The following is a 20358-nucleotide window of genomic DNA, read 5'->3' as shown; positions in this document are numbered from 1 at the left end:
GCGTTGGCGCCGCGCCTGAGGCGTTGGCCGGCGTCACCGTCGCAGGCGCGGCCAGATTCATCGAGACGCCCTCCATGCAGGCCGAGCTGTTCGGGCTGGGCACAACGGCCGCATCGGGATCGATGCCTGTGCCGCCGGCGCCGCTGGCGTCCGCCTCGATCGTGCCGGGCGCGGGATTTGTCGGCACCTGCGGAATCGAAAGCGGCAGAGTCGCTGCACTCGTCACCTGTCCTCCCGGCGTCGAGCTGCACGCGACCGACGTAGCTGTTCCTGCGGGCGCAGTTGCTGAGATCGTCCCGATCGAGCTGCTGTTCTGTCCGATGACCGGCAGGAGGGGTGCCGCGATGCTCGATGTTGAGACGCCCGTAGGCGATACCGTCGGAGTCGCCGGCACCGGCGTCGGCGATGACGACGGCGGCGCGCACGTGACGACCGTGCCCGGCGTCGTCGGATCGGATGCGAGCGGAACCGGCGCCAGCGTCGTATCCGGAGCGCCCGACACGGTGCTCGCGGAGAACGGCCCCGGACTGTTCAGCGGCGAGATCACGATCGCGCCCGGCACCGTCGGCAGATCCATGGCCGTGCTGCCGGTCGTTGCGACCTGTGCCTCGACAGCCGAACTGCCGAGCAGCAGAGCCGTCATCGCCGCGAATGCGATCCGCATCATCTTTCCTGCTCCTAGCTCACTTCGGTCTTGCGAACGGTGACCTTGCTGCCCTCCGCCAGATTGACCGCCGGATTGAGCACGACCTGATCGCCCGGCTGCACGCCATCGCGCACTTCCACCGTGGTGCCGAAATCCCTGGCGATCGAGACCTGCTGGAAATGAACCGTGCTGTTCCGCACCACCACGACGTGGAGACCGTTCTGGTCGAACACGAGCGCGTCCGACGGGACCGTCATCGACGGCGTCTTGCGCGGGATCGACAGTTCGACCGTGCAATAGATGCCCGGGCTGAGCAGGCCGTCGGGATTGGGAACGTCGATCTCGGTCAGCAGCGTCCGGCTTCCCGGCTGTAGCGCGGTCGCGATCCGCGTCACCTTGCCTGGAAACGTCCGCCCGGGAATCTCGGGCACGCGGATGTCCGCATCGACGCCCGGGCTTACGCCGAATGCTTGGTCCTGCGGCACGAAGACCTGGGTCCGGATCACGTTGGCATGCATCAGCGTGAACATGAAGGTCGAGCCGGCCTGCACCAGGCTGCCATTGTCGATGTTGCGCTGTGTGACGACGCCGTCGAACGGCGCCACCACGCGTTGGTAGGCCTTCTCCTGCTCGAGGACGCGAATCTGCGCCTGCTGCGCCGTGATATTCGACTGCGCGACGCCCACTGCGCCCTGCTGCGCGCGCAGGGTGAGACGATCATTGTCGCCCTGTTGCGCCGTCAGCCAGCCCTGCTTGACGAGATTTCTGTCGCGCGAATTGGTGACGTCGGCGAGCTCCCGGCTCGCCTGCGCCTGCACAAGTGCGGCCTGGTTCTGCGCGAGCGTCGCCTGCGCCTGCGCGATCTGCTGGTCCAGCTCGGGCGCGGTGATTTCCGCGAGGAGGTCGCCCTTCTTGACCCGGTCGCCGATGTCGACGTAGCGCTTCTCGATATAGCCGCTGGTGCGCGCGAAAATGTTGGCCGCCTCGAATGCCGTCGTCGTCGCCGGCAAGGTGACCTTCATGAAGTCGCCGCTGGACCGGACCGTCGCCACCCGCACCTCCGGAACGTTGGTCCGAGCCTGCTCTGCTATTGTGGCAACGTCGCGCGCGGCCTCATAGTGCCGCCAGCCGCCGATGCCGAGTGTGCCCGCAAGCAAAAGGAGCACGCCGCCCCCGAGCAGCGCGCCACCGTAACGGCGTCGGGATCGCGTGCCCTTGCCCGGCAGCTCCACGATCCGCGCGCTTTCCGCCCCGGGGCGGTCTTTCGCCCCGTCGTCATCGGTCCTCATGCGAACATCGCTCATTCCGGTTGCTCCTCGAATACGCCATGGCGAGGCTTGCCGTCATTGCCCTTGCGCAGCATCGCAAAGAGATAAGGCACGATCAGCAAGGTGGTCGGGGTCGCGAACAGCAACCCGCCGATGACCGCCCGCGCAAGCGCTGCATTCTGTTCCTCGCCCGGCCCGCCGATCGCCATCGGGATCATGCCCACGATCATCGCCGCCGCGGTCATCAGCACGGGCCGGATCCTGGTTCGGCCCGCGCTCAGCGCCGCCTGGAACGCCGAGTGTCCCTTCAACTGCTCGTCGCGCGCGAAGGTCACGAGCAGGATCGAATTCGCGGAAGCAACGCCGACCGCCATGATGGCGCCCATCAGTGAGGGCACGTTCAGCGTCGTCCCGGTGATGAACAGCATCGTCACGATGCCGCAGAATGTCGCCGGCAACGCCAGGATGACGACGAAGGGATCGCCGAAATTCTGGTAGTTCACGACCATCAGCAGGTAGACGAGGATCGCCGCGAACAGCAATCCGATCCCGAGGTCCCGGAACGACTGGTGCATGCTCTGGATCTGGCCCAGAACCTGGATCGAATTGCCCGGCTGCAGCTGCTTCTGCAGCGTGGTCGTCACCTTCGCAATGTCGGCCGCGACGCCGCCGAGATCGCGGCCCTGCACGCTCGCATAGACGTCGTAGACCGGCTGGACGTTGGCCTGGTTCGAATTGGTCGGAACGGTGCCGCGCTTGAACGTCGCGACATTGCTGAGCAGGCCGGGCACCGTCTGCCCGCTTGCGGCCATCGAGGCCGACACCGGCGTGTTGCCGAGGGCGTTCAGCGAATTGGCCCGGTATTCTGGCGTCTGCACCGCCAGGTAATAGGGGATGCCCGACGTCGGATCCGTCCAGAAATTCGGCGAGACCTGCGCGGACGATGAGAGGCTGACATTGATGTTGGTCGCCACCGTGCTCGCATTGAGGCCGAGTTGTGCAGCGCGGGTGCGGTCGATGTCGGCGTAGAAGGCGGGAGCATCGACCTCCTGCTGCAGATGCGCATCGACGACACCGGGGATCGCCGCGAGATTCTTCTGCAGCTCCTTGGCCACCGCCAGGTTGTTGGTGCCGTAACCGACGGTGCGGACGTCGATCTGCGCGGGAAGACCGAAGTTCAGGATCTGCGTGACGATGTCGGCCGCCTGGAAATAGAACGTGTCCTCCGGGAACGCCGTCGGCAGCACCTGCCGCAGCTTCTTGATGTAATCCGCGGTCGGCTTGTGCCCGTCCTTCAGCGACACGAGAATGGTGCCGTCGTTCACCCCGATGGTCGAACCATCAGTGAATGCGAGATTGTAGGGTCGCGCCGGCAGGCCGATATTATCAACGATCAGCGCCCGGTCATGCTCCGGAATGACTTCGCGGATCTTGTCCTCGACCGCCTGGAAGATTGCTTCCGTACGCTCGATGCGCGTGCCTGCGGGCGCGCGGACATGGAGCTGGATCTGGCCGCCGTCGATCAGGGGATAGAAGTCGCGGCCGACATAGGCGAACATGGTAGAGCTGAGCGCCAGCACCGCGACGGCGACGATCGGGACGATGACGCGACGCCGCAGCAGCGTGAGCAGGAGGCTGGAATAGCCATCGCGCAGGCGCGCGAAGCCGCGCTCGAACGCGGCGGAGGCGCGCGCGAAGATTCCGGTCGGAGGCTGCCCCTCGCCATGACGGCGCTCGCTCTTCAGCAGCAGGCCGATGGTGATCGGCGTCAGGGTCCGCGACAGCCCGTACGACGCCAGCATCGCGAACACCACCGCAAGGCCGAGCGGCGTGAACAGATATTTGGCCGGGCCCTCCAAAAACACGACCGATGTGAACACGCAACTGATCGCGAGCGTGGAGACCAGCGTCGGCACCGCGATCTCGGCAGCGCCGTGCAGGGTCGCCTCCGAGAGCGGCATGCCCTCCTCGGTCCAGAGCCGGTGCGTGTTCTCGATCGTCACCGTCGAATCGTCGACGAGAATGCCGACCGCGAGCGCAAGCCCGCCGAGTGTCATGGTGTTGAGGGTCTCGCCGAGGAAATACAGCACGATCAGCGAGGACAGCATCGCCAGCGGGATCGAGATCAGGACCACCAGCGTCGATCGCCATGAGCCCAGAAACACCAGGATCATCAGCGCCGTGAGGCCGGCCGCGATCGCTCCCTCCCGCAACACACCATCGACTGAATGGGTGACGAAGACCGACTGGTCGAACAGCTCGTTGATCTTCATCCCCGCCGGCGCCGCCGCGCGGATCGACGCCAGCGCCGACTTGACGCCGTTGACGACGGCGAGCGTGGAGGCATTTCCGTTCTTGATGACGCTGAGCAGGACGGCGCGGTGGCCGTCCTCGCGCACGATGTTCTGCTGGACCTGGGAGCCGTCGCGGACCTGGGCGACGTCCTTCAGGAAGATCGTGGCCCCGTTCACGAACTTGACCGGGATCATGTTGAGATCCTCGATCGTGGCCGGCGTCGCGTTGGAGCGAACGACGTACTGGGTGTCGCCGATCTTGGTCGTGCCGGTCGGCAGCGTCAGGTTCTGGGTGTTCACCGCATTGACGATGTCGAGCGGCGTCAGCCCGCGCGAGAGCAGCTTGTTCGGATCGATGTCGACCATGATCTGGCGATACTTGCCGCCAGCGGGCGTCGGCAGCGTCACGCCCGGCACGGGCGCCAGCTGCTGGCGGACCCGGTAGATGCCGAAATCGTAGAGCTGCTCCTCGTTCAGGCTGTTGGATTCGAGGCTGAGCTGGAGCACCGGAACGCTCGAGGCATTGAACTGCACGATGATCGGCGGCTGGATGCCCGGCGGCATCAGGGCGCGGATGGCGTTGGTCGCCGAGACGATCTGCGAGATCGCGAGATCGACGTTCACGTCCGGCTGGAAGTAGATCTTCTGGACCGACAGGCCGTTGAGCGTCTGCGCCTCGATGTTCTTGATGCCGCTGACATTGGCGCTGATCGAATACTGGCTGTAGGTGCTGACGCGCTGCTCCATCTCCGGCGTCGACAGGCCAGTATAGCTCCAGACCACCGTAACGACGGGAATCCGGATCTCCGGGAAGATGTCGGTGGGCATCGAGCGGATCGCGATGCCGCCGAGGAACAGGATCAGCGCCGCAAGCACATAGAATGTGTGCGGAAGCCGGAGCGCGAAGCGGACAATTCCCATGGTGGTCTGCCTGGAGCAAGTGGATCGTCGGTCAGGTGAGGACGAGCTGACCTTCGATCAAATGAAAACGAATTCAGATGCTCCGTGCCGTGCGCGCGGCATCCTCCGCGGCGAGAATGACGGCGCGCTTGACCTTGGCAAAGGCGCGCATCTCGATCTGCCGGACCCGCTCGCTGGAGATCGACAATTCGCGGGCGAGCTGATCGAGCGTGACCGGGCATTCGGACAGCCGCCGCGCCTCGAACACACGGCGCTCCCGCGCCGCAAGCCCGCCCAGCGCGGTGCGCAGCGCCTTGGAGCGCTTCTCGGTCTGCTCGTGATCGGCGAGCACCGTCTCTGCGTCGACCGCCCCGTCGACCAGCAAGGCCTCGAGCTCGGTTCCGCTCTCCTCGTCGCCGACGCGCGCGTTCAGCGACATGTCGCCATTGAGCCGCGCGTCCATCTCGATCACTTCGCGCGCCGTCACCTCGAGCCTGCCGGCGATCAATTCCGCGACGTCGGGCGTAAGCGCGGCCATGACGCTGCCGGTGGCTTTCCTGATCTCGCTACGGAGCTTGAAGAACAGCTTTTTTTGCGCGGCGGTCGTGCCGATCTTCACAAGAGACCAGGACCGCAAAATGTATTCGTGGATGGCGGCCTTGATCCACCAGATCGCATAGCTGGAGAAGCGCGCGCCGCGACCGGGCTCGAAGCGTGACGCCGCGATCACGAGGCCGAGATTGGCTTCGGCTATCAGGTCGACCAGCGGAAGGCCGTAGCCCTTGTAGCCGCGCGCCAATTTTGCGGCGAGCCTGAGGTGGCTGGTGACGAGCGCGTCCGCCGCGCTCCGGTCCCGCGTCTCCTGCCAGCGGCGCGCAAGCTGCTGCTCCTGGCCGGGCTCGAGCAGGTCGTAGCGCCTGATGGTCGCGGCATAGGCGCTGAGAAACGGCGCCGCGACCTGTGCCTCGGGCGCAGCAACGGGATGGTAGCTCGCAAGTTCGTGGCTAGTCTGCATGTGTCGCTCCCATGGTCCAGGCCGGCTGACGGGTGTCGGCAGCATCGGGCATCGTTCGGGTCAGGTCGGTGTTGGCGTGCTGCAATGTCCGGGGGCGGCAGGCCGCGGCCTTGCGCGCCCTTGCGGTCCAGGCGAGGATCTCGATCCGCCCGCCGGGGGCAGGACCGATGATCAGCCGGAAGCCGTGCAGCTTGACGATGGCGGCGACCAGGCTCAGGCCGAGGCCGACGCCGGGCGTGTGGCGCATCTTGTCGGAGCGATAGAACCGCCGCAGCACCGCCTCGCGCTCCTGTTCGCTGATGCCGGGTCCGGTATCGCTCACGCGCACCAGCGCGGTATCGTCCTCCGCAGCGAGCGCCAGCTCGACGCGTCCGCCCGGCGGCGTGAACTTGACGGCGTTGTCGACCAGATTGGCGACCGCCTCGAACAGCAGGTCGCGATCGCCCCACACCTGCACATTGCGATCGATGACGACGCCGAGACGGATGCGCTTGTCCTCGGCGATGGGCTCGTAGACGTCGCACACCTCGCGCAGGATCTCGTCGAGCGCGACCTCGCCGAAGCCCGCCATGCGGCGGTTGTTCTCGATCTCGGTCAGGCGCAGCAGGGCCGTGACGATCGCCAGCGCCTGGTCGATGCCGGCGATGGCCTTGTCGATGATCTCCTGGAGCTGCTCCAGCGTTGCCGCATGCGTGCGCCCGCGCTCCAGCGCCAAGCGGACGCGGGTGAGCGGCGTCCTGAGATCGTGGGCGATGTCGTTGCCGACCCCGGCCAGCGCGTTGATCATCGTCTCCATCTCGGAGAGCATGCCGTTGACGATCCGCGCCAGCCGCGCAAAGGAATCGTCGGTGCTGCCTTCCGGCAGCCGCTCGCGCAGCTCACCGGCGACGATGCGCTGGACCCGCTGGTTGACCTCCTCCACGCGCCTGTGGGCACGGATGCTGAGCCAGGCGCCGGCGAGCAAACAGAGGCTGAAGGCCGGCAGCAGGCCGAGCGCCAGCGCCTCGCCGACCACGCTCGATATCTCGTGCGTCTCGTCGACGTTCCGTCCCATCACCAGGATGTCGCCGCCGGCGAGACGCCGGCCGGCCGCCCTGACGACGGGGCTATAGGCGGCCGGCGTCTCGAACAGATCGAGCCGCACGCCCTGCACCGCGCCGCCGAGCCCAAGCTCGGGCGGCACGCGGCCGATGTTGCCCGCAAGGTGGTTGCCTGCGGCGTCGAACAGTCCGGCGTATTGCACGCCCCTTGAATCCTGCTCGAGATGATCGGCGATGGCGCTGATGCGGCGCGCCGGCGGCAGGTCGGCGATGAAATGGACCTGCGTGGTGATCATGCGATCGGACCGCGCGACCAGATAGGCGTCCAGCTTCCAGTAGATGAACGCGAACAGCGCGACCACGAACAGCGCGAAGGCGGCCGCGACAGCCAGGGCCCACAAAAACGTGCTGGAACGGATCAGCTGGGTCCGGTGCATCCCGTGCCCCTATTGCCGCGACCGCAGCACGAAGCCGGAGCCCCGCACATTGTGGATCAGCGGTGTCTCTCCGAGGCCGTCCACCTTGTGGCGCAGCCGGCCCATATGCACGTCGATCAGGTTGGTGGTCGCGGGTACGAATTTGTAGTTCCAGACCTCCTCGAGCAGCATCGCACGCGTCAGCAGCTGGTCGTTCCGGCGCATCATGTATTCGAGCAGGCGGAATTCGCGCGGCAACAGATCGAGCGCGCGATCGCCGCGCCGCGCGGTACGCTCGATCAGGTCGATCACGAGCGGCCCGACCTGCAACGTTGTGGCGCGGCAGTCGATCGGGCGGCGCAGCAGCGCCTCGATCCGCGCCACCAGCTCGACCAGCGCGAACGGCTTGGTGAGATAATCGTCGCCGCCCATGCGCAGGCCGCGCACCCGGTCGTCCACCGCGCCTAACGCGCTCAGGACCAAAACGGGCGTCCTGACCTGGTCCTTGCGCAGCGCCTCGATGACGGTGAGCCCGTCCATTCCCGGCAGCATGCGATCGACGATCATGGCATCCGGGCTCGACGCGCGGGCCCGGCCGAGACCGTCGATGCCGTCGCCGGCCCACTGCATTTCGAAACCGCGATCGCCGAGCTCGGCGAGGATCGCCTCGGCGGTTTCAATGTCGTCCTCGATCAGGAGAATCCGGTTCATCAGCTTGGTCCCATGGTCCGCACGGCGTTTTGGCGCGCGGTGGGACGGCACGGGTTCGGCGGCGCGCGGTGTCATGTTCAGTGCCCGCGCACGTCGGACGCGCGGCGTTGATGCCGCCTGATGCCGGCCGACCGCTGCCTGACGAGGTAGGCTCGCTGTGCGTGCGGCGCCATTAAATTGCGGTTCATCTTGTCAGCCATGCGTGCCGCCGACAGCACGAGTGCGGGAATGATGCGTGTTACAAATGTAATGATCATCTTGCAGGCTCCGCTTCGAACTGCGCTGGATCGAACATATGTCCTCAACGCATTCGCGGTCGTCCGGGGGGCCACGGATGTTATGGATTCGCACGATCGTGCTTGAGACGCCGCATCGGCTCACCGGCCGTTGAAATGCGGTGAGCAATTCGTGCGTTTAAATCGCAGCCCTTCGCTCACATCTCGATGGTGCAGCCGCTTGGTCGGCCTGAAATCATCGAAGGAGAAAGCGAATGACCACGTTAAAATTGTTGTCGATGGGATTGATTGCAGCGGCCATGCTCGGCGGCCCCGTGATGGCGCGCGAGCATCACGGCATGGCGCGGCAGCCGGCGGCGAACGCCGATACGATGGACGCGAACGCGGCGGTCTATCCGGCCTATTCCTCCTATCCGGCCTATTCCGCCTATCCCGGCGAACGCGCCTGCGTTCCGGCACCGCGCGTCGGCGCCTTCGCCACCGCGCCGTGGACCGGCAACAACGTGCCGTGCGAGCCGGGCACCGGCTACTGATCGCAGGATTGCGGCCGGGCGGACTGGCCCGCCGTTCGCAGCAACATCACCTCACTTGGAACGGGACTTGGAGCGGGCCGAAGATTCAGCCCGCTCCTTTGCGTGCGCTGCAGTCACGCGGAGCGATCACACCGCCGGGCAACGCGCTTCATATCTGACGCCGAATTCAGTTGGATTGCCGCGCACCGCACCTACCTCTTCTTCGTCACATGCGCATCCATCGCCAACCTCGCGAGCAGCACGAAGCGCAGTTCAGCGATGGCCGCGCGGCTCAACACGAGAGGAGTATTCCATGAAACGAGCAATCATGATTCTGGCGACCGCAGCGCTCGCCTCGACGCTCGCCGTCGGCACGGCCTATGCGCATGGCGGCGGTGGCGGCCACGGTGGCTTCGGCGGTGGCGGCGGACATATGGGCGGCTTCGGCGGCGGCGCGCATTTCGGCGGCATGGGCCATGAAGGCGGTTTCGGCGGCGTCCATTTCGGCGGCGAGCATCTCGGCTTCGGTGGCCATGTCGGCGGCCTCCGCCAGCACGCGTTTCACCGCGGTGACCGCTTCCGCTCCGGATATGGATTTTACGGCTATCCGGATTGCTATGACTGGTACGAGCTGCATCCCTACCAGCCGCTGCCGCTGAGCTGCAGCTAGCTTAGTGCAGCGAAGCAATCCAGCACTCGTAGGATGGGTAGAGCACTTGCGAAACCCATCATGCTTCGGCATGGCGCGGATGCGTGATGGGTATCGCTTCGCTCTACCTATCCTACGTTCTAGCTGGATCAATCGTCGAGGCCTGCACTCATGCCACTGCTCCAAGCCATGGCGGCCCTTGCGCCTCTACGTCGACCAACTCATTCAGGCCCGCTTCTAAGTCCAACACGATATCGAGAAGCAAAGCCGCCGCCACTGGGTCCGTCGTTTCATGCGCCATCAATCGAAAGCGCTCGACCTCGTGCCAGCGCTCCTTCCACTCGCTGTCAGTCATGGCTCCCCCATGCGCTGATCCCCCAGCAGGCACGGGTATTGGTTCCTCAAACTGTGAAATTATTGCGGCGCGATGGGACATAGTCCCTGCCCTAACCCCGCCAGCGGCGAGCAAGCGCGGGACAGACGCCCTAGACTAGCCCTGTCGAGGCGAAGAGCTGTCGAAGCTGGAGATATTTGTGAGCCCGTTCGCAAACAAAATGAGCCGCGACACGGCCCGGGGCCCCGATGGCCGCCTGGCTGAAGCGATCGAATGGTGCCAGCTCATAGGTCCTCCAACGTGGGCGGGGGGCCGTCGAAGCGTTGAACCGAATTGAGGCGCCGGCCGACCAACTTATTGGTGTCCAGCGGACCACCTTAGAACGAGGTGCCCGATGTCGAAGGCAAAAGAGTTTTCCGACCGAGCCCAGGCGTTTGAAAAACGCGCTGCGAAGGCGATCGATCTTTCATCACGAGAACACTATCGTGAGATGGCCGCTCACTACCGCGCGCTTTCGGTCGAGCATCGCGAAGCCGAACAATTGCAGAAGCTTTCCCAAGCTGGATTTGAGCAGCTGGCAAAGAGGAGCAGCACCCCCACATTTCAAAATGCTGATAGGCCAACCTTTCAGCGCGCTATGGTGGTGGGCATAGTGCTCTGCGTCGCCTTTGTCGCCGTGAGCTTCTCATTGCGGCCGCAGGCGACTGACGATCGCGTGCTGGTAAAAGCGGATCGCCTAATGCGGACTGCTGGCGATCCGTCCAAGGTGAGATAGTTTTCCCCTTAAGTCGGCGGAGATACTGGGCGTACTCTGACAAGCCGATCAGCTCGAGCCACTCGGTAACGCCTCTCATGACAATCTGGCACCTCCCTTGGCTCAGTTCTCAGTTCCGGTAGGTATCGCTTCCAAGCGCAATCTTCACCTTTGAGATGGGCCTTATCGACCTCTCTCAAAGGGGAGAGATCTGCACCGCCCGCGTCGAGATCGATCCGGTATCGACGAGAAGTCCGACCGCCCCCCCTTGGAGCCGCAGCCTGTCCTCGTCGCGAACCGAAAACACCTCCCTGCCGTCGACGAAAGCCCGGATCTCCGTGTTACATAGTCGAAGCTCCAGGGTGTAGGCCTTATCCAACTCCCACTCAAAGCGGTCCTCAGCGAGAATCGTCTCTTCGTGATCCCGCTTAACGAGCTTGATGCGCCCTCCGACGTCGAGCATCAACGCGTAATAGCGCTCGCGCCCCTGCACGCGGGCGGCCAGTCCCCAAGCGGATTTCAGCAGCGGCGTGATTTGCGAGGTCACGCGGTAGTCCCTCCAGTCGCGCGAACCTTGGGCAATGAACCCCAGTCCGCTCCCATTGGTGACGCGCAGCCCTTCCCAACGCGTCTGGAACTGGCTGGCGTCATTGACCCAAGCGTGTTTCCACATCGTACTCAGATTGTCGTCCGGGCGCTTCAGGATGGTGTCCGGTGCCCCGGTCCAGGTCAGGTAATCCAGGTAGAGCGCACCGTCGACGCCACGCGGATCGCTCGTCTCGATCTCAAGACCGATCTCGAAGATCGGATAGCTGTGGGTATCCGGTACCAACCAGCTCAACACGGCCTCGCTTCCGGTGGCGATCGCCTGCGCTTCGCCGCGGATCTGCACCAACTCGTCGTGTTCGTCATAAACACTGGCGAACAGCCGGACGGTCACCGGCCCGCTGTCGATGTCCGACTCCAGCCGGCATTCCACCCGCTGGCCCGAGTATAGCGTTGGGCAGGCCACGAGTTGGTAGGTCGGCATGGTGAAGACCTCCTTGTCGAAGAAGGTCGGGGTTGCGACGCGCGCCACGCGGCCGGGCGCCAGGCGTCGAAAGTCGATCGCGAGGCTCCGCTCACCGGTTCGACTGTGGCCGGACACGTTGCTGAGTTCCACCGCGTGCAGTCTAGCCGGCGAGCCGCCATGAACATGGAAGCCTTGCAAGCTACCTGGAAAGTCAAAATTGAAGCGCGCGCCGTTCTTGGCGGCGATGGCCGGTGCTCCAGCGAGCGCGCGTCCTGCCGCGACCAGCGACTGCGTCTCGATCACCGCATCGGTAATCGCGGCACCGCCGTCGGCTGTCGATATGTACATGCGGTCGGCGATAGGGGTGCGGAAGTCCGGCCCCGCGTCGAGGCCGGCGAGGCCGGTGCGGATGCCGAACAGGCAACCGACATTGCCCGCATTGCAGTCTGTGTCCCAACCGGCCGTGTTGGCGATCCGCATCGCCTCCTGAAAGCTGTTCTCGCCGTACAGCGTCGCCAGGATGATCAGCGCGTGGTTGGGCACGACGTGGCAATTGCCGAGGAATTTGTCGTAGCCGTAGCGTTCGGCGATCAGGGCGCGGGTGCGCTCCCAGTCATTGCTGTTATCGCCGGCATGCCAATCGCGGACGTCGTTGACGACGCGTCGGATCAGCGCGTCCTTCGGAACGAAGGCAAGGCCCGTGTCGATCAGCTTCTGCACGTCGCGCTCGACGAAGGCCTGCGCTTCCATCGCCGCAAGCAGCTTTGCGGCATGGACGGATTCGCCGTCATGGCTGACGCGCCCGGCCTGGTCGGCGAGATAGGCGGCCTGCTCGGGATTACCGGGGCTCACCATCGCCCAGCCGTCGATGAAGATCTGCGCACCGATCTGTTCGGCCACCGTCTTGCCGTTCAGCTCGATCGACCCGCTCCGCGGCGCGGGAATGCCGGATTTCAGCCGGAGATAGGCGGTATGCTCCGTGGAATTGCCGATGCCGCCCCACCACAGGATGGCACGCTCCTCGACGATGTAGTTCAGCCAGGCCTGCCCGATCTGCTCTGATGTGAGCTGCTTTGGGAAGCCATTGTCGGCCAGCGCACGGGGAAATGCGAACGTGCCGGAGACGTCGTCGTCTGTGACGACCAGATGATGCGAGCGCAGCGCGACGTCGCGGCGCTCGTTGACGTAATAGTTGATCGGTCCGAGCTCCTCCATGATGCGCTCATAGGTCCAGCCCTCGAAGGGCCGGCCGAGATAGACGCCGATGAGCTTGCCGAGCACGCCGGCATAGACGCGCTCCGCGTAATCATGAGGAATTGCCGTCACCTGTTCACTCCCACGTTCGATAGCTTCGCCCGATCAGACAGACGAGCGTTTCATGATCTCGAATTTCAGCTCGTGGCTCCTGCCGGGCGTCTCGAGCCCGCCCGGTAGCAACCGCCTGACCAGCGTTTCCGCCGCGAGCGCGCCGAGGTCGAACTCCGGTTGCCGCACCGTCGTGAGGCCAAGCAATTTGGCCACCGGAATGTCGTCGAATCCGGCGATCGCGATGTCATCGGGAATCGAGAGCCCGGCATTGCGCGCAGTCACCATTGCGCCGAGCGCCAGCACATCGCTCGCACCGAACACGGCGGTCGGACGCTCGCCCTTGCGTTCGAGCAAACGCTCCATCGCTCGCGCACCGGACTCTTCAGAATAAGCACTGTCCGTGATGAAGTCGGGCGATAGCCCGGCTTCACGCATCACCGTGCCATAGCCCAACGCACGGCGCTGGCTCGGACCAAACTCGGCCTGGATCATGGCGATGCGGCGATGCCCACGCGCGATCAGGAGCCGCGTCATCTCGGCAGCTGCTTCCGCGTTGTCGATATAGACGCTGTCGATCGCAAGCGGCCCATCCGGCTTGTGCTGGCTCTCCAGCCGCACCACCGGAATGCCCTTGCGCGCGAGCACGGCGAGCTGCGGTGCGCGCAGATGAAAGAACGTCGCGACGACGCCGTCGGCGCGCCCCTGCAGCAGCCAGTCGATCGCGCGCGCCTCCCGCTCGGGCCGCCCGTCCGTGTCGAAGATCAGCACGTCATAGCCGGCCGGCGCCGCAACCGTCTGCAGACCGCGGACGAGGCCGGGATAGAACGGGTTGGTGATGTCAGGGATGACGCAGGCAAAAGTCATCGTCCGTGCGCTGCGCAGCATCCGCGCCGGATGGTTCGGCCGGTAGCCGAGCCCTTGCGCAACCTCGAGAATGCGCGTGCGCGTCGCCGGTGGGACGGACGGCGTCTCCGCCTTGTTCAGGACGAGCGACACCGCGGCCTGCGAAACGCCGGCCGCAAGCGCAATGTCCTTCTGCGTGGGGCGGGACGGCGCCGCTTTGTCGCGCCCTTTCCCCCGCTTCGTCCTCGTTGTTGACGTCGTCATTGCGCATAGTTATACGTATTACTAAAGCAAAATCAACAACCGCTACCGTACCCAGAGGAAACCGAGGTTCATCGCCATGACCATGACCCGACGCCAGCTTGTTGCCTCCATTCCCGCCGCGGCCCTCGCGGCAGGCTTGCCGCGCGGTGCGTACGCCCAGGACGGGCGCAAGGTCGTGACGTTCTGGTTCGGCCAGGCGAATTCGGATGGCCAGGCCGCGCTGCGCAACGATCTGGTCGAGGCTTTCAACGCCTCGCAGGACAAGTACCTGCTTCAGCTCGAGGTAAAGGGCGCGGCGGTCAACAACCTCCTGAAGGTCGCTCTCGTCGCTGGCAACGGCCCCGATATCGTGCAGACCGCAGGACCCGCCTATCTCACCGCGATCGCCAATGCCGGCCAGGTGCTGCCGCTCGACGGCTTTGCCGAAAACTACAAGTGGAAGGACCGCTTCCTCGCGCCGCTGCTCAACACCAGCGTCTATGGCGGCAAGCTCTACGCGCTGCCGCGCGATTACGAGTCGATGCATCTCTTCTACAACAAGGAGCTGTTCAAGCAGAACGGCTGGAAGCTGCCGACCAACCGCAAGGAAATGGAAGAGGTCGCCGACGCCGCGCTGGCCAAGGGCATCATTCCCTTTGGCGCAGGCAATGCCGACTGGAAGGGCGTCAACGAGTGGCTGATGACGGTGTTCTTCAACAACGTCGCCGGCCCCGACAATGTCCGCAAGGCCCTTTCGGGCGAGCTGCCCTGGACCGCGCCGCCCTTCGTCGAAGCGGTCGAGCTGTCGAAGGCCTGGTACAACAAGGGCTATTTCGGCAAGAACTACTTCTCGCTGACGATCGAGCAGAGCTTTCTGCAGGTCGTGAATGCCAAGGCCGCGATGGCTTTCAGCGGCACCTGGTCGTTTGGCACCAAGTCCTACGGCATGTCGAGACCCGACACGGTGATGGACGTGGCGCCGACGCCGACACTCGGCTCGGCCTTTTCGGGTTCGCTGGTTCACCTGGCCTGCGGCGCGACGCTGTCGATCGCGAAGACGTCGCAGAACGCCGAAGGCGCGGCCGCCGTGTTCGAATTCATGCTGACCCGCAAGTTCTACGAGACCATGAACCGCGACTGGCCCGGTAAATGGGCTCTCCCGGTCAAGGACCTGCCGCCGGAGATGCTGAGCGGTATCGGCTATCCGCTGTTCGAGAAGACCATTGCGAATCTGCACGAGGCCTTCAGCAAGGGGCAGTATGGTTTCACCACCTGGACGTTCTGGCCGGGCGCGACCAACTCCTACCTGATCGAGGGCATCGAGCAGGTCTGGCTCAACAAGATCACGCCGGACGCTTACCTGACGCGGATGCAGACGCTGTTCAGCCAGGAAGCCAAGGAAGGCAAGGTACCGCCGCTGCCGCCGCGGACGGCCTGATCCCACAATGTGGCTGTTCGCGCTCCCGGCGCTGCTGATCAATATTTGCATCATCCTGGTGCCCGCCGTGCTGACATTCACGGCGGCGTTCTTCATCTGGGATGGTGTCGGCACGCCGATGTGGGCGGGACTGGCCAATTTCCAGAACATGGCCGCCGATCCCGTGTTCTGGTCGGCGCTGACCAACAATTTCATCTGGACCGCGATCTTCCTCACCGTCCCGGTCTGCCTCGCGCTGGTGATGGCCGCGGCACTGCTGATGGCGCCGAAGGCGCGCATCGTAGTGCAGTCCGTCATCTTCCTGCCGCGTATCATCGCGGTCGCGGTCACCGGGCGCATCTTCCAGGGCATGATCTTCAGCCCCGCTACCGGCATCGTCGCGTGGCTGAACGAGCATGGCTTTTCGATCTCGGACCCCCTCGCCGACCCTGATCGTTCGCTCTATGCGGTTGCGGCCGTCGACATCTGGCATTGGTGGGGCTTTCTCGCCGTGGTGTTCCTGTCGGCGATGCGGCAGATCTCCGTCGACCAGATCGAGGCAGCGCGGCTCGACGGCGCCGGCTTCTTCGCGCTGTTCCGCTACGTGCTGATTCCGGGCATCCGCCCGACGCTCACCCTCATGCTGATCCTGACCGTGATCTGGTCGTTCCAGGTGTTCGAGTTCATCTTCATCGTCACCCGTGGCGGCCCGGCCTATGGCAGCGAGGTTCTGGCGACGTTCGCTTACCGGCACGCCTTCTTCGAGGGCGATGTCGGCCAGGCCGCGGCAGCCGCCTGCGTCATGAGCCTGTTCGGCCTGTGCGCGACCGCCGTCTATCTCTGGCTCCAGATCACCGACGACGCGCAATCGACATGATCGGAGATCGCTGGAGCAGGACGTTCGCCCTGGGGCTGATCGGCGTCGCGTCGTTCAGCTCGCTGCTGCCGATTGTGCTTGCCGTGATGAACGCGTTGAAGACGACGGTCGAGATCGGCAGCAACCCGCTGGCGCTGCCGACGCAGCTGCATTGGGAGAATTTTTCCTCGGCCTGGCGCAACGCCCAGCTCGGACCGAGCCTGCTGCACAGCACCGAGGTCGCGATCCTGACCATCGTGATGGTCTGCGTCACCGCAACGCCCTGCGCCTATGTGCTGGCGCGACAGAAGGGCAAGTTCTGGCGCTTCATCACCTTCTACTTCATGGCCACGATTACCGTGCCCGTGCAGCTGTACCTGTACCCGCTCTATTTCATCTTCGCCAAGCTCGGCCTCGTCAACTCGATCCCGGCCGTGGCGCTGATCTACACGGCGATGTTCTCGCCCTTCGCGATTTTCCTTTTGCGCACCTACGCGCTGGCGATTCCCGTCGCACTGGAAGAAGCAGCACAGGTCGACGGCGCAAAGCCGTGGCAGACCTTCTTCTACGTGATCCTGCCGATGATGCGGCCGGGATTGCTTACGGTCGCGATCATCGTCGGGCTGAACGCCTGGAACGAGTTCGTCATCGCCGTAACGTTCCTGCAGAATGACAGCAACGTTACCGCGATCGTACGCTTCTACAATTTAACCGGCCAGTACTCGACCGATTGGGGCGAGATGCTCGCCGCCGCCGTCACCATCGTTCTGCCGATCGTCGCGATCTTCGTACTACTGCAGCGCCAGTTTATCGACGGCATGACATCAGGTGCGGTGAAGTCATGAAAGGGATCAACCCAGAAGAACAAGCGGCCTCGCATTTTCTTCAGGAGGCGTTCTGCCTTCTCTCGTTGTTTGAGCGCCCGAGCTAACAATATTTGTCTTTGGCGGGTGCAGCCGTAAACGGTCATAGCTCCTGACTTATGCCGACCTTAACTCTGACAGTTAAGCTTACCTATCAAGGTTTTCGCTTGGAATCTCAGCCGGCGGACTTCAATATCTGCCCAAGCTCGATTATGGGCGGAGACTTGGTCGTAGCGTTTGAGTCGCGCGCGTGAGTTTTCAGCTATCGATATTGAAGATCCTGGCCGGTCAGCCCGACGGGCGCGGCACCATCGAGGTGGTCAAACAGCACCTCGCGATCTTCTATACCAGCGGCCCCGATTGGGTGGCGCGAATGAAGCGGCTTGCCGCGTTTGCCCCTGACCTCGATCTGTTTGGCCAAAATCTTGTCGTACGTGAACCCGGCACGTGGATCATCACGGACCAGGGCCGGAGCTTTCTTGCAGCGCTCGAATACAGGGCAGCGACGAATTCGGAAGCTGTCGACGATCGGCCGCGTCCCGTCGAAACACCTCAACCGAGGGCTCCGTTGCCGACGCCGCCTCAGCGGCTCTTCGAGCATCGCCAGCAGCGGCGCAAGAAGCGCTCGCGTGGACCGAACAAGCGTTCTGCCTAAACGGCTTCACGAAGACCAACTGTAGTACGCTCGCGGCTTCGGTGTGTCTTGATGGGACTACACCGGGCGGCATGCCCATACGTCCGCTCGGCCAATCCTAAGACCTGCACGGCGTTGCCAGAATCCCCCAACAGCAGTGGCCGGTCCTTGCAAATGATCCGCAACACATTCTAGAAATAGTGGATCAACAATCTCTCAGGTAGTCGCTCACCATATTCAAGGACCATGCGGAGTAAGGGGTACTACAGCCTTGTTCGAACTCTTCTGAAGGAGAACATCCGTCAGGGCCGGATTCCACATGGAACACGCCTCTATACGGCCGCCGTCGCAGACCGGCTGGCACTGAGCCCCCCGCCCGTCCGCCGGGCACTCGACCAACTCATGGAAGAAGGTGTCCTGATCCTCCATCCCCAGCACGGCTACGTTGTGGGCGGCAATGTCCAGGAGGCTGGACAGCCAGGGCGCGAAAACCTGCATCTGCTGGACCTCGATCTGTCGCTGCTCGAGGGCGGCAAATCGACGCCACTGGCGCCTCGTTGGGAAACGATCCTCGAAGAGGTCAAACGGGGCGTCCTGCGCGCGATTCCGTTCGGCACCTTCCAGATTTCCGAGACCGGAATCTGCGACCATTTTGGAGTCAGCCGCACCGTATCCCGCGAGGTGCTTGCGCGGCTCGATACGCAGGGTCACGTCGAGAAGAGCCGCAGCTCCCACTGGATCGTCGGCCCGCTCTCGGCCCGGGCGCTCGACGAAACGCACGAAATGCGCCGCCTTCTCGAGCCGCAGGCGCTGATGGATGCGGCGCCGCGCGCCGACCAGAAGCGTCTGCTGGCCATGCGGCACGAGATCGAGACCTTGCGCAGGAGAGACGACGTCCTGACAATCGAAGAGATCGCCGCCGCCGAAGCCGCGTTGCACCGCGAACTCCCGAGCGGATGCCGTAACCGCCGCATGGTGGCCAACGTCTTGAACTTGCAGATTGCGCCGGTTGTCGATGATCTGTTCCGTGAGCATATCGGCGTGCAGGACGAATCCGCCCTGCTCGACGAGCATGACATTGTTCTTGCACATCTCATCCGCAGGGATTCCGAGGGCGCCGGACAGGCGTTGAGGCGTCATCTCGACCTTCAACACCAGCGCACGCGGGCAAGACTCAAGGTTCTATCGATCTTCGACGCACCGAACGATCTGCCATATCTCACGCGAATCCACTGATATGAGCCGCCCGCGCCTCCGTGTCATCGCTCGCCGGGAGTTCGTGCCCGAGCCGCTGAAGGCCGAGGCCGCGCGCGCGCTCGACATCGACATCGTCTTCGACGTCGTCGATACGCTGGATGGACTGCGCCGCGTGGTCACGGCGCCCGAGACTTTCGACGTCTATCACCAATGGCACACGGTCGACCTCATCTGGACGTCCAGGGCGATCCAGCCGATCGCGCTCGATCGCCTGAGCTGCGCCGCCGCCCTGCGCGCCATCTCGCGGCCGCCGCTTGATGCGTTGTCGCCCCCCACCGTCACGCGTAAATTGTTCCTCCAGGCGGACGGCGAGCTCGAAGCCGCACCGAGCGGTCACGTGTCGATGCTGCCGGTTCTCCGCGGCGTCGATTGCTTCGCCTATCAGCCGGCGGTCCGCGACCTGATCGGCCCGGATGCCCGTGAAAGCTGGGGCTGGCTGTTTGACGATCGGCTGCGGGGCCATGTCGGGCTGCTGTCAGATCCCGTTCTCGGAATGATCGAGGCGGCTCTGGCGACGGAAGCCTCCCGGAATGTCAGCTTCGACGACATCGGCAATCTCTCCATCGAGGACATCGATCTCGTTGCCGATACGCTGATCCAGCTCAAGAAGCTCGGCCATTTCCGCGGTGTCTGGTCAAATTATGAAGAGGCCGCGCGTCTCATGCAGCGCGGCGCGCTGGTGCAGAGCATGTTTACGCCGGGTGCGACGCGTCTGCGCCGGGAAAAATTGCCCGTGACCATTGCCAATCCCATCGAGGGTGGCCGCGGCTGGCATTCCGATCTCTGCATCTCGTCGGCGACGCATGGGAAGGCGCTCGATGCAGCCTACGCCTATCTGAACTGGTGGGCCGAGGGCTGGCCGAGTGCATGCCTCTCGCGTCAAGGCTATTACGCCTTCTTCCCCGAAAGCGCACGCAGCTATCTGGAGCAGGACGAGTGGGACTATTGGTATGATGGCCTGCCCGCCGCACGTGCTCTGCCCGATCCTTTCGGCGAGCCCGCGATTCCCGCCGGGCACGTGCGCGAGGGTGGCTCTTATGCGACTCGCATGGGGCGCGTGCGCGTGTGGAACACATTCATGGACGAGCACACCTATCTGGTCCGCCGCTGGCGGGAATTCCTCGAAGCGTGAGGATTCCCGGCAACGGCC

18 protein-coding genes are annotated in these 20358 nt (G+C 64.2%); 10 read left to right on the top strand and 8 right to left on the bottom strand.

The features are described 5' to 3' along the window. The first annotated feature begins 74 nt into the window (after positions 1-74). Complete coding sequence (locus VGR99_RS27160; protein WP_326902896.1) at positions 75-707, top strand: hypothetical protein; 633 nt, start codon at positions 75-77, stop codon at positions 705-707. Here the strand turns inward: VGR99_RS27160 and VGR99_RS27155 are convergent. The 5 genes from VGR99_RS27155 to VGR99_RS27135 form a co-directional block, all read right to left on the bottom strand. Beyond that, positions 679-1950: an efflux RND transporter periplasmic adaptor subunit gene (locus VGR99_RS27155; RefSeq protein WP_326902894.1), complete on the bottom strand. Its 1272-nt coding sequence runs from the start codon at positions 1948-1950 to the stop codon at positions 679-681. The genes VGR99_RS27160 and VGR99_RS27155 overlap by 29 nt on opposite strands. After that, entirely contained in the window at positions 1947-5129 is a 3183-nt protein-coding gene (locus tag VGR99_RS27150; protein WP_326902893.1) for an efflux RND transporter permease subunit, read from the bottom strand. The genes VGR99_RS27155 and VGR99_RS27150 overlap by 4 nt, the downstream gene beginning before the upstream one ends. Positions 5130-5202: 73 nt before the next feature. Continuing rightward, complete coding sequence (gene rpoH, locus VGR99_RS27145; RefSeq protein WP_326902892.1) at positions 5203-6123, bottom strand: RNA polymerase sigma factor RpoH; 921 nt, start codon at positions 6121-6123, stop codon at positions 5203-5205. After that, complete coding sequence (locus VGR99_RS27140) at positions 6113-7600, bottom strand: sensor histidine kinase (RefSeq protein WP_326902891.1); 1488 nt, start codon at positions 7598-7600, stop codon at positions 6113-6115. The genes rpoH and VGR99_RS27140 overlap by 11 nt, the downstream gene beginning before the upstream one ends. 9 nt (positions 7601-7609) lie before the next feature. Next, positions 7610-8290 (bottom strand): response regulator transcription factor, encoded by a 681-nt coding sequence (locus VGR99_RS27135; protein ID WP_326902890.1) that lies wholly within the window; start codon positions 8288-8290, stop codon positions 7610-7612. A gap of 490 nt (positions 8291-8780) precedes the next feature. On the opposite strand from VGR99_RS27135, the gene VGR99_RS27130 reads away from it, so the two are divergent. Next, positions 8781-9059 carry a hypothetical protein gene (locus VGR99_RS27130; RefSeq protein ID WP_326902889.1) on the top strand — a complete coding sequence of 93 codons (279 nt, stop codon included), beginning with the start codon at positions 8781-8783 and terminating at the stop codon, positions 9057-9059. Between the two features lie 292 nt (positions 9060-9351). Next, positions 9352-9708, top strand: a complete 357-nt coding sequence (locus VGR99_RS27125; protein ID WP_326902887.1) for a hypothetical protein — start codon at positions 9352-9354, stop codon at positions 9706-9708. Positions 9709-9856: 148 nt separating this feature from the next. On the opposite strand, the gene VGR99_RS27120 is transcribed toward VGR99_RS27125, so the two are convergent. After that, complete coding sequence (locus tag VGR99_RS27120) at positions 9857-10042, bottom strand: hypothetical protein (RefSeq protein WP_326902886.1); 186 nt, start codon at positions 10040-10042, stop codon at positions 9857-9859. Positions 10043-10415: 373 nt separating this feature from the next. Here VGR99_RS27120 and VGR99_RS27115 point away from each other — a divergent pair, with 373 nt between their 5' ends. Continuing rightward, positions 10416-10796 carry a hypothetical protein gene (locus VGR99_RS27115; protein WP_326902884.1) on the top strand — a complete coding sequence of 127 codons (381 nt, stop codon included), beginning with the start codon at positions 10416-10418 and terminating at the stop codon, positions 10794-10796. Positions 10797-10971: 175 nt separating this feature from the next. Here VGR99_RS27115 and VGR99_RS27110 read toward each other — a convergent pair whose 3' ends face one another. Both VGR99_RS27110 and VGR99_RS27105 read right to left on the bottom strand, forming a co-directional pair. Then, a complete protein-coding gene (locus VGR99_RS27110; protein WP_326902883.1) occupies positions 10972-13068 on the bottom strand; it encodes an ADP-ribosylglycohydrolase family protein in 2097 nt (698 codons plus the stop codon). 78 nt (positions 13069-13146) lie between these two features. Further along, positions 13147-14202, bottom strand: coding sequence for a LacI family DNA-binding transcriptional regulator (locus VGR99_RS27105; protein WP_326902882.1), 1056 nt, complete (start codon positions 14200-14202; stop codon positions 13147-13149). Positions 14203-14278: 76 nt separating this feature from the next. On the opposite strand from VGR99_RS27105, the gene VGR99_RS27100 reads away from it, so the two are divergent. The 6 genes from VGR99_RS27100 (at position 14279) to VGR99_RS27075 (ending at position 20340) form a co-directional block, all read left to right on the top strand. After that, positions 14279-15619: an ABC transporter substrate-binding protein gene (locus tag VGR99_RS27100; protein ID WP_326902880.1), complete on the top strand. Its 1341-nt coding sequence runs from the start codon at positions 14279-14281 to the stop codon at positions 15617-15619. A gap of 7 nt (positions 15620-15626) precedes the next feature. Further along, on the top strand, positions 15627-16475 hold the full coding sequence (locus VGR99_RS27095) for a sugar ABC transporter permease (protein WP_326902879.1): 849 nt from the start codon (positions 15627-15629) through the stop codon (positions 16473-16475). Then, entirely contained in the window at positions 16472-17299 is an 828-nt protein-coding gene (locus tag VGR99_RS27090) for a carbohydrate ABC transporter permease (protein WP_326902878.1), read from the top strand. Before VGR99_RS27095 ends, VGR99_RS27090 begins: the two co-directional genes overlap by 4 nt. A 268-nt stretch (positions 17300-17567) precedes the next feature. After that, positions 17568-17972 carry a hypothetical protein gene (locus VGR99_RS27085; protein ID WP_326902877.1) on the top strand — a complete coding sequence of 135 codons (405 nt, stop codon included), beginning with the start codon at positions 17568-17570 and terminating at the stop codon, positions 17970-17972. A gap of 225 nt (positions 17973-18197) precedes the next feature. Further along, positions 18198-19187, top strand: coding sequence for a GntR family transcriptional regulator (locus tag VGR99_RS27080; protein ID WP_326902876.1), 990 nt, complete (start codon positions 18198-18200; stop codon positions 19185-19187). Between the two features lies 1 nt (position 19188). Then, on the top strand, positions 19189-20340 hold the full coding sequence (locus tag VGR99_RS27075; RefSeq protein WP_326902875.1) for a signal peptide prediction: 1152 nt from the start codon (positions 19189-19191) through the stop codon (positions 20338-20340). The last annotated feature ends 18 nt before the right edge of the window (positions 20341-20358 follow it).

The organism is Bradyrhizobium sp. (genome assembly GCF_035935975.1).
In the GTDB taxonomy this organism is placed as follows: Bacteria; Pseudomonadota; Alphaproteobacteria; order Rhizobiales; family Xanthobacteraceae; genus Bradyrhizobium.
This window is presented reverse-complemented; position numbering and strand designations above follow the sequence as displayed.

Coding starts and splice junctions, on each gene's coding strand:
- VGR99_RS27160 (WP_326902896.1), top strand. CDS start 75: ATGCAGGCCGAGCTGTTCGGGCTGGGCACAACGGCCGCATCGGGATCG.
- VGR99_RS27155 (WP_326902894.1), bottom strand. CDS start 1,950: ATGAGCGATGTTCGCATGAGGACCGATGACGACGGGGCGAAAGACCGC.
- VGR99_RS27150 (WP_326902893.1), bottom strand. CDS start 5,129: ATGGGAATTGTCCGCTTCGCGCTCCGGCTTCCGCACACATTCTATGTG.
- rpoH (WP_326902892.1), bottom strand. CDS start 6,123: ATGCAGACTAGCCACGAACTTGCGAGCTACCATCCCGTTGCTGCGCCC.
- VGR99_RS27140 (WP_326902891.1), bottom strand. CDS start 7,600: ATGCACCGGACCCAGCTGATCCGTTCCAGCACGTTTTTGTGGGCCCTG.
- VGR99_RS27135 (WP_326902890.1), bottom strand. CDS start 8,290: ATGAACCGGATTCTCCTGATCGAGGACGACATTGAAACCGCCGAGGCG.
- VGR99_RS27130 (WP_326902889.1), top strand. CDS start 8,781: ATGACCACGTTAAAATTGTTGTCGATGGGATTGATTGCAGCGGCCATG.
- VGR99_RS27125 (WP_326902887.1), top strand. CDS start 9,352: ATGAAACGAGCAATCATGATTCTGGCGACCGCAGCGCTCGCCTCGACG.
- VGR99_RS27120 (WP_326902886.1), bottom strand. CDS start 10,042: ATGACTGACAGCGAGTGGAAGGAGCGCTGGCACGAGGTCGAGCGCTTT.
- VGR99_RS27115 (WP_326902884.1), top strand. CDS start 10,416: ATGTCGAAGGCAAAAGAGTTTTCCGACCGAGCCCAGGCGTTTGAAAAA.
- VGR99_RS27105 (WP_326902882.1), bottom strand. CDS start 14,202: ATGACGACGTCAACAACGAGGACGAAGCGGGGGAAAGGGCGCGACAAA.
- VGR99_RS27100 (WP_326902880.1), top strand. CDS start 14,279: ATGACCATGACCCGACGCCAGCTTGTTGCCTCCATTCCCGCCGCGGCC.
- VGR99_RS27095 (WP_326902879.1), top strand. CDS start 15,627: ATGTGGCTGTTCGCGCTCCCGGCGCTGCTGATCAATATTTGCATCATC.
- VGR99_RS27090 (WP_326902878.1), top strand. CDS start 16,472: ATGATCGGAGATCGCTGGAGCAGGACGTTCGCCCTGGGGCTGATCGGC.
- VGR99_RS27080 (WP_326902876.1), top strand. CDS start 18,198: ATGCGGAGTAAGGGGTACTACAGCCTTGTTCGAACTCTTCTGAAGGAG.
- VGR99_RS27075 (WP_326902875.1), top strand. CDS start 19,189: ATGAGCCGCCCGCGCCTCCGTGTCATCGCTCGCCGGGAGTTCGTGCCC.